Consider the following 7,501-nt stretch of genomic DNA (forward strand, 5'->3'; position numbering starts at 1 on the left):
TCTGTGAGGCAAATGAGATCGAACATCGGCTCACTAAGCCGAACCATCCGTGGACCAATGGCCAGGTCGAACGAATGAACCGCACCATCAAGGAGGCGACGGTCAAACGCTTCCACTACGAAAATCACGACCAGTTGCGAACACACCTTGCCGACTTCATGGCAGCCTACAACTTCGCCCGCAGGCTCAAGACCCTCAGCGGGCTGACGCCTTACGAATACATCTGCAAGATCTGGACTTCAGAGCCAGATCGATTCATCCTAAATCCGATCCACCAAATGCCGGGACTGAACAACTAGTAAATGACGAGAGCTGCGAGAGCGGTGGCAGACAGAAACACCTTTGGGCAGCGGTCATAGCGGGTGGCGACGCGCCTCCAGTCCTTGAGCCTGCAGAACATGATCTCGGTCCGGTTGCGCCGCTTGTATCTCCGCTTGTCGTATCTGACCGGCGTCTTGTGTTTCTTCTGGCCCGGGATGCAGGCGCGTATCCCCTTTTCCTGCAGAGCTTCTCTGAACAAATCAGCGTCATAGCCACGATCCCCGAGGAGCCATTTGACGCTTGGCAGGCCAGTGAGCAGTGCCCGTGCGCCGGCTGCCCTGTCCGACGGTGACGAACAGGTCGTTCGGTCTTCCCTGGCTGTCACAAATGGCGTGCAACCTGGTGTTCCGTTCTCAGGTGAAACTGTCCACTGGACCGCTTCATCCTCCTTCGAACCCCTTGGTGCGACCGATCAGGCGACCACGCCCCTCTTTTTTGGCGGCAATGCTGGTCGCTGTTCGGTGGGCCTTGAGGCATGTGGCGTCGATCATCACGGTCGTCTTCTCGCCGTGTTCCGGCGCCAGCCCGGCCATCATCCGCGCGAAGATGCCCTTTTCGCTACAACGCTTCCAGCGGCTGAAGAGTGGTTTGTGCGGTCCATATGCAGCAGGAGCGTCACGCCAACGCAAGCCATTGCGATTGATGAAGATAATCCCGGTCACCACACGCTTTTCATCAACCCAGGGCTTCCCGTGTGATTTGGGGAAGACAGGTTGCAGACCCGCTATCTGCACGTCGGTCAACCAGAAGAGATCGATCATGTCACCACTCCGTTTTCGGAGGCGTGAATAACGCAGCGCAACGCAAATCAATGCATCCTGAGCCCAGGCCACCCGCGCCGGAATGCACGGTACTAATGGACCAGAGCCCCACGATGCACCAACAATCAACTCGGACCATCCAACGGCCGGCGGACCAATCTGCGCATCGGAAAACTATAAAAGATCAGACATTTCAAATATTTGCTTTCATGCGGTGAACCAAAAGGATCAGCTGATATCAATGGGTCATGACTCTCGCTGCGACAAGAAAAATTCCCTCTGCAAGCGCCCACTGTGCTAGCTTAGGCAGTATGGATTTCTGTCTGTTTTGTCTGCGCCTATTGCAGCGGCTGCCTTTGCCGGGCTCATCTAACAGTGGCGGTGCCTGCGTAGCTATTTTCCCAAGAGATCGTGCCAAATGACAGCAGATAACCGAGGACAAGGCAAACTCTGCAAACACCGGAGCCGGGCGCGGGCCGTTTGGTTTTCGGCAATCTTGGCATCTTCGCTGCCAGCCTTTGCGCAAGACGGGCGCGAATCCTTTGGGGTGCAAACGGAGCTGTCGATCTATTTCCGGAACGGAACAGACGGCGCGCGCCATGATCCGGACTGGCCCATCGCAAAGCGTGCTCAGGAACGAACCGGGGTCCGGCTTGAGCCGGTGACCTTTCCGGAGAGTGGCGACACGGCCCGGGACCATCTGCAGAGCCTGATCAGCAGCGATACCTTTCCCGATATTCTCGGTGGAGGCGGTCTCCGGGAGGTGTTCAACTCGCTCGGTCCTCAGGGTGCGCTTCAGCCGCTCGATACGCTGATTGCACAGCATACCCCCAATATCGCGACCTATCTGGAGGCGAACAAGGACGCTCTTGCCGGTGCCCGCGCCCATGATGGCAAGCTCTACCATATCCCGGTCATCGATCCGGCTCCAACGGGTCCCGTCTGGGTCATCCGCCAGGACTGGCTCTCGCGGCTGGATCTGCCGCCGCCGAACACCGTTGCCGAGCTGGAGGCCGTTCTGACGGCCTTTCGGGACGGCGACCCCGATGGAAATGGCCTGCGCGATGACGTGCCTCTGGCGATGACGATGCCCGGAAGGCTGGATCACCTGTTGGTGCTGTGGGACGGTCGGGGTTCAGGCTCGGGTCTGGCTGCGGATTTCCGGATGGAACAGGGGCGGATCACCCATGGATACACGACCGAAGCCTTCAGGACCGGCGTCCGGCATCTCGCACAATGGGCGCGCGAAGGGCTGATCGACCTTGCACCCGCTGCGGATCAGCCATGGGGCATGTCCCTGATCGATCCCGCCGCGCTGGGTGCAGAGGGTATGCCCACCGGCCTGCAGGTCTTGGCGCCACCCGCCTCGGTCACCGGATATCGTGTGGGGCCGCCCCGCAGGTCAACGCTGAGGGATGAGGGGTGGGGGATCGGGTTCCGCAATCCGAACCCCGAAGCCACGATCCGTTATTTCGACTTCTGGTTCTCGCCCGAAGGGGCAGCACTGGCGAATTTCGGCATCGAGGGCGTTCAGTATGATCGGATCAGCGGTGAGGCGGTGCTCCGCGGGGTTGAGAAGCTCTCACCCGCAGATATCGAGACGCAGATGCGCACAATCGGAGCCCGCATTTCGCGTGGCTATCCACCAGACCCGGCCTTTGATCGGGCCATTCTGCCTCCGGCAGGCCGCAAGGCGGTGGACCTCTACCGGGCGGGTGGCTTCTGGCAAAGGCCGTTGCCGCCGATCTCTCTCCGGCCTGCGGATCAGAGATTTTACGACCTCAAGGCACCCGCGATCCGGAACTTCATGCGCGAGCGGCTGACGGCATGGGTGTCGGGTGAGAGCGACGTGGACGACGAGTGGCGTGCATATCAGGCCGAACTCATCGCGCTGGGTTTGCCGGACCTCTTGAAGATTTTGAACACCGCATATCGTCAGCAGGGTTGCAGCTGTGCACCATCCCCTGAAACCCGGATCAGCCCGCCTCCGGAGGCGGCTGAAGATCCGACCATCGCCAACCCACCAATCACCCTCAACATCCACTTTCGAGATTATTCGGGGCGCAACACCTATGACGAAGACACGCCAGTTGAGCGACAAGCCGCCATCCGCACCGGGATCGCACTGCGCAATGTGCCTCTGAAACGGGCCGAAAAGCCCGCCGACGCAATCAACATGTTTCTGACCTCCGGCGACATGCCGGACATTTTCGGAGGTAACAACATTGAGGATGCCATCCGATATTGGGGAGTTCAGGGGGCTTTCCTGCCTCTGGACAGTCTGATAGCCGACCACGCGCCGCACCTGAACCATTTCCTGCAAAGCCGCCCCGACCTTGTGGCTGGTGCACGCGCGCTGGATGGGCAGCTCTATCACGTGCCTAACTTTCCGGACGGCGCCTATTCACTCGGCTATTTCATCCGGCAGGACTGGCTCGACACGCTCGGGCTGGATGTGCCGCAGACGGTCGATGAGTTGCACGACGTTCTGCTGGCTTTTCGCAATGACGATCCCAACGGCAATGGCGAACAAGACGAGATCCCCTTTTTCGCCCGTCTGCAATCGGAACTCCTGCACCTTGTCACGCTCTGGGACGCCCGAAACAGCGGATCGACGGAGTTTTTCGATTTCTATATCGAGGACGGTGTCATCAGACACGGCGCCGCCGAAGACAACTACCGAAGGGCGATCCGCAATCTCGCGCTTTGGTATCGTGAGGGACTGATCGATCCTGCGCTCATCAACGCCCCGGGCAGCGACCGGGACACGATTTTACAAAGCAATCTGGGCGGGATGACCCATGACTGGTTCGGATCGACCGCCGCCTATAATACCATTATCGGAGAGGAGATCCCGGGATTCAAACTGCGCCCCATCGCTCCGCCGCAATCGCCCTCGGGCCGTCGTATAGAAGAACGACAGCGGCCACAGATCTTTCCCCATGGGTGGGCGATCTCGCACACCAATCCTCACCCCATCGAAACCATTCGCTATTTTGACTATTGGTTCTCGCCCGAAGGCAGGAGGCTGGCGAATTTTGGCGTCGATGGCGTTCATTATGACCTGATCGACGGCGCCCCGGTGTTTCGTCCGGAGATTCTGAATGGACCGAGTTCGGTCGTGGACCTGTTGTTGAAAGACGGAGCGCAAATTCCGCGCGGGTTTCCACAGGATTTTGCCTACGAAGCGCAGTGGATGAACGACATCGCTCTCGAAGGGATCCGTCTTTATGAGGATGGCGCGTTTTTGGCAGACCCCCTGCCCCATCTGGCCCTGAACGAGAGCGAATTGCGGATCTACCTGCGCTACTGGCGTCCACTGCGCGAATACATGGCCGAGCGGTCCATGGACTGGATCGCCGGTATCGGCGATGTGGATACAGAATGGGACACCTATATCGAAGAGCTGAATGACCGCGGACTGAACCTCCTGCTGACGGCCCTCAATGCCGCCTACCAACGCAGAGAGTGTAGCTGTGAGGGAGCGGAATGAGCGGGCGCGCGACCCGCCAGGACGCTCGGCCGAAGCGGACCCTCAATCGGACGCTACTCATTCAGATCAGTGTTGTTGCAACGGTGGTGGTCGGGATGGCTGTGTTGATCAGTGCCACTCTCAATCTCGCGGAAGCGCGACGTCAAGCCCTTGAAGAAGCCCGCGAAAGGCTCACCGGTTATCACGAGATGATGTCTTATATGGTCTCGGACGTCGACTATGAGGGCGCCGCCCGCATCGGCTTGCTGCTGACCCAGGACCCTGAGATCAAGGCCTTTGAGGTGGTCAATCGTTTTGGCAGGATCATTGCTGAAAATGGCGATATCACCGCCCGTCAGGTGGGCTGGTTGCCAGTCAAGCTCGATATCACGGACGGCTCCGGGGTCAGGCTGGCCAACGCGACTTATCTCGTTCGCGAACATGCGATCGGACCGAATACTTATCTGCGGATCATCGTTGCGTCTCTGGGCACCGGCGCTCTTTTCGCGGCCTTTGCCTTTGCCATTTACATCTTTTTGCGCGCCCGGTTGCTAGGCCCGATCCGGGCATTGCATCGAAACGTCATCCGGGAGGGCCGGGATCTCCAAGCTTCAGAGGCGGACGCGCCGTTGGAGATCCGTGAGCTCTCGGTTGCCATCGACACGGCCTTTTCCGATATCGAGGCCACATCGTTGCGCAATCGCAGACAGGTCGAGATCCTGACAGAAGTCCTGTCTGATTTCGGAATTGCAATCCGTCACTTCGGCGAAGACGGTCAGGTGCAGGATTACGGCATTTCTCATCCCGAGCTCGCGGCTGACGCACCCGGGGCCGGAACGCCTTCGGATGCGGTCGAGGAAAAGCTGCGGTCGCTCAGACCACCGGGTTTTACCGTGCGCGAACTGAAGCCACAGATCACAGCACCCTCGCATACGGTTTTTCAGCTGGAGTACTCCGGGGATGGGTCCGTCTACGAGATGACCCTGATCGACTTGGGGCAAAACGAACATGCGGCTGTGATCGCAGATGTGACCCACGCCCGCGCGCTTCAGAAATCAGCGCAGGAAGCCCAGAAAATGGAGGTCATCGGCCAGTTATCGAGCGGAGTTGCCCATGATTTCAACAATATCCTTGGCGTGATCCTTGCCAACGCTCAGCTTCTGGAGGCGGAGCAAAAAGATTCCCGGGTGATCCGGCATGTCACGCCAATCATCACCGCCAGTGAACGCGGCGCGACCCTCACACGTAGCCTGTTATCTTTTGCCCGCGAGTCGCATCTTGATGCCGTTAATCTCGATCTGAACCGGACGGTGCATGAGATCACGAACTGGAGTTCCCGGATCATCCCCGAGAATATCTCGATCGAAGTGGTCCTTCAAAGCGGCGCCTGGCACGTTTCGGCGGATGCGGCGATGACTGAAAGTGCGTTGTTAAACCTTATGTTGAATGCTCGGGACGCGATGCCGAATGGCGGAGAGATGACCATTGAAACCGCCAACGTCGTGGTCGACGAGAACTATATTGAAGACCGGCAAGCGCCGATCCGGCCTGGGCGCTACACGATGTTAGCAGTCAGCGACACGGGATCGGGCATTGATCAGGCGGATCTGGATCACATTTTCGAGCCCTTTTTCACCACAAAGCCCCCCGGGAAAGGATCCGGTCTGGGGCTGTCGATGGTGCACGGGTTCATGCATCAGACCGGAGGTTTGATCCGCGCTTATTCAGAAACGGGGATCGGCACGACGTTCAAACTTTTTTTCCCCGCGCTGTCGCGCGGAGCTACGAGACTTCAAACGAGCATCGGGTTAACGCCCACGCCAACAGCAGGAGCCCATATCCTGCTGGTGGAAGACGAGCCCGCCTTGCGTCTGGCTCTAAGCCAACAGCTGCGCCTGTCCGGCTACCAGGTCAGCGCTGCTGAAAATGCCGACACTGCCGAGGCCATGGTGCAGGATATCCCGTCGGTAGATGTGGTTCTGACCGATATCGTGATGCCAGGACAGAAGACCGGGCCCGATCTCGTGCGCACGCTGCGCCGGAACGATCCGTCCCTGCGCTACGTGTTCATGTCCGGCTACCCACAGGAAGCCTCAGTCCATGGCAACGGGCTCCGACCCGAGGATATCCGCCTGATGAAACCCATTCGGCGGGATGATCTTATCATCGCTCTGGAAAAAGCGCTTCGTACGGGATCAGACCAAGACATTCCCAATGGATAAGGTTCGACCAATCAGTTGCGAACATGATCAGCCCCATTGACCTTCTTCCCTGACCGGTCCGCGCTTTGAGGTTAGTCTGTTCTTCAACTGAGGAGACAGACGATGAAGAGAAGCCTTTTCAGCGAAGAGAAGATCATCGGCATACTGAAAGAGCATCAGGCAGGCGCGACGGCGGCTGATCTGTGCCGCTGGCACGGGATCAGCGATGCGACCTCCTACAAGTGGTGTTTCAAGTATGGCGGCATGGAAGTAGCCGATGCCAAGCGGCAGAAGGCGCTGAAGGCTCAGAACGCGAAACTCAAGAAGCTGCTGGCGGAGCAGATGATGGATGTGGCGACGCTGAAAGAGATGCTCGGGAAAACCTTCTGAGGCCTGGTTCGGGGAAGAAAACCGTGGACTGGGCCATGAAAGAGAAGAGCTGTTTGCAGCTGCGGGCCAGGATGAAGGAGCTGGCCTCGGAGCGACGGCGGTTCGGCTACCGGCGGCTGCACATCCTGCTGAAGCGGGAGGGCTGGGACGTGAACTGGAAGAAGCTCTACCGGCTCTACCGCGAAGAAGGGTTAACCATCCGTAAACGGGGCGGACGCAAGCGCGCGATCGGAACCAGGGCGCCGATGGCGATCCCGCAAGGGCCGAACCCCAGCGCTGGTCGCTGGACTTCGTGTCGGATGCGCTCGCCGATGGCCGCCGGTTCCGCCTTCTCTGCGTGATCGCCGACTTCAGCC

3 protein-coding genes and 2 pseudogenes are annotated in these 7,501 nt (G+C 59.0%); 4 read left to right on the plus strand and 1 reads right to left on the minus strand.

The genetic code is table 11. The features are described from left to right. Positions 1 to 299, plus strand: a 299-nt coding sequence (locus FEV53_RS19065; protein WP_142835984.1) for an integrase core domain-containing protein, incomplete at its 5' end; no start/stop codon positions are given. Here FEV53_RS19065 and FEV53_RS19070 read toward each other — a convergent pair. After that, a pseudogene (locus FEV53_RS19070) lies at positions 296 to 1,082 on the minus strand (IS5 family transposase). The gene FEV53_RS19065 and the pseudogene FEV53_RS19070 sit on opposite strands and share 4 nt — an antisense overlap. A gap of 418 nt (positions 1,083 to 1,500) precedes the next feature. On the opposite strand from FEV53_RS19070, the gene FEV53_RS19075 reads away from it, so the two are divergent. The 3 genes and pseudogenes from FEV53_RS19075 to FEV53_RS19085 all read left to right on the plus strand — a co-directional run. Further along, positions 1,501 to 4,575: an extracellular solute-binding protein gene (locus tag FEV53_RS19075; protein WP_142836273.1), complete on the plus strand. Its 3,075-nt coding sequence runs from the start codon at positions 1,501 to 1,503 to the stop codon at positions 4,573 to 4,575. Positions 4,576 to 4,670: 95 nt separating this feature from the next. Next, positions 4,671 to 6,776 (plus strand): ATP-binding protein, encoded by a 2,106-nt coding sequence (locus FEV53_RS19080; RefSeq protein WP_185962334.1) that lies wholly within the window; start codon positions 4,671 to 4,673, stop codon positions 6,774 to 6,776. Between the two features lie 102 nt (positions 6,777 to 6,878). Then, positions 6,879 to 7,501: pseudogene (locus FEV53_RS19085) on the plus strand (transposase); the annotation flags it as partial.

Origin of the sequence: Palleronia caenipelagi (genome assembly GCF_007004065.1) — a bacterium.
GTDB classification, from domain to species: Bacteria; Pseudomonadota; Alphaproteobacteria; order Rhodobacterales; family Rhodobacteraceae; genus Palleronia; species Palleronia caenipelagi.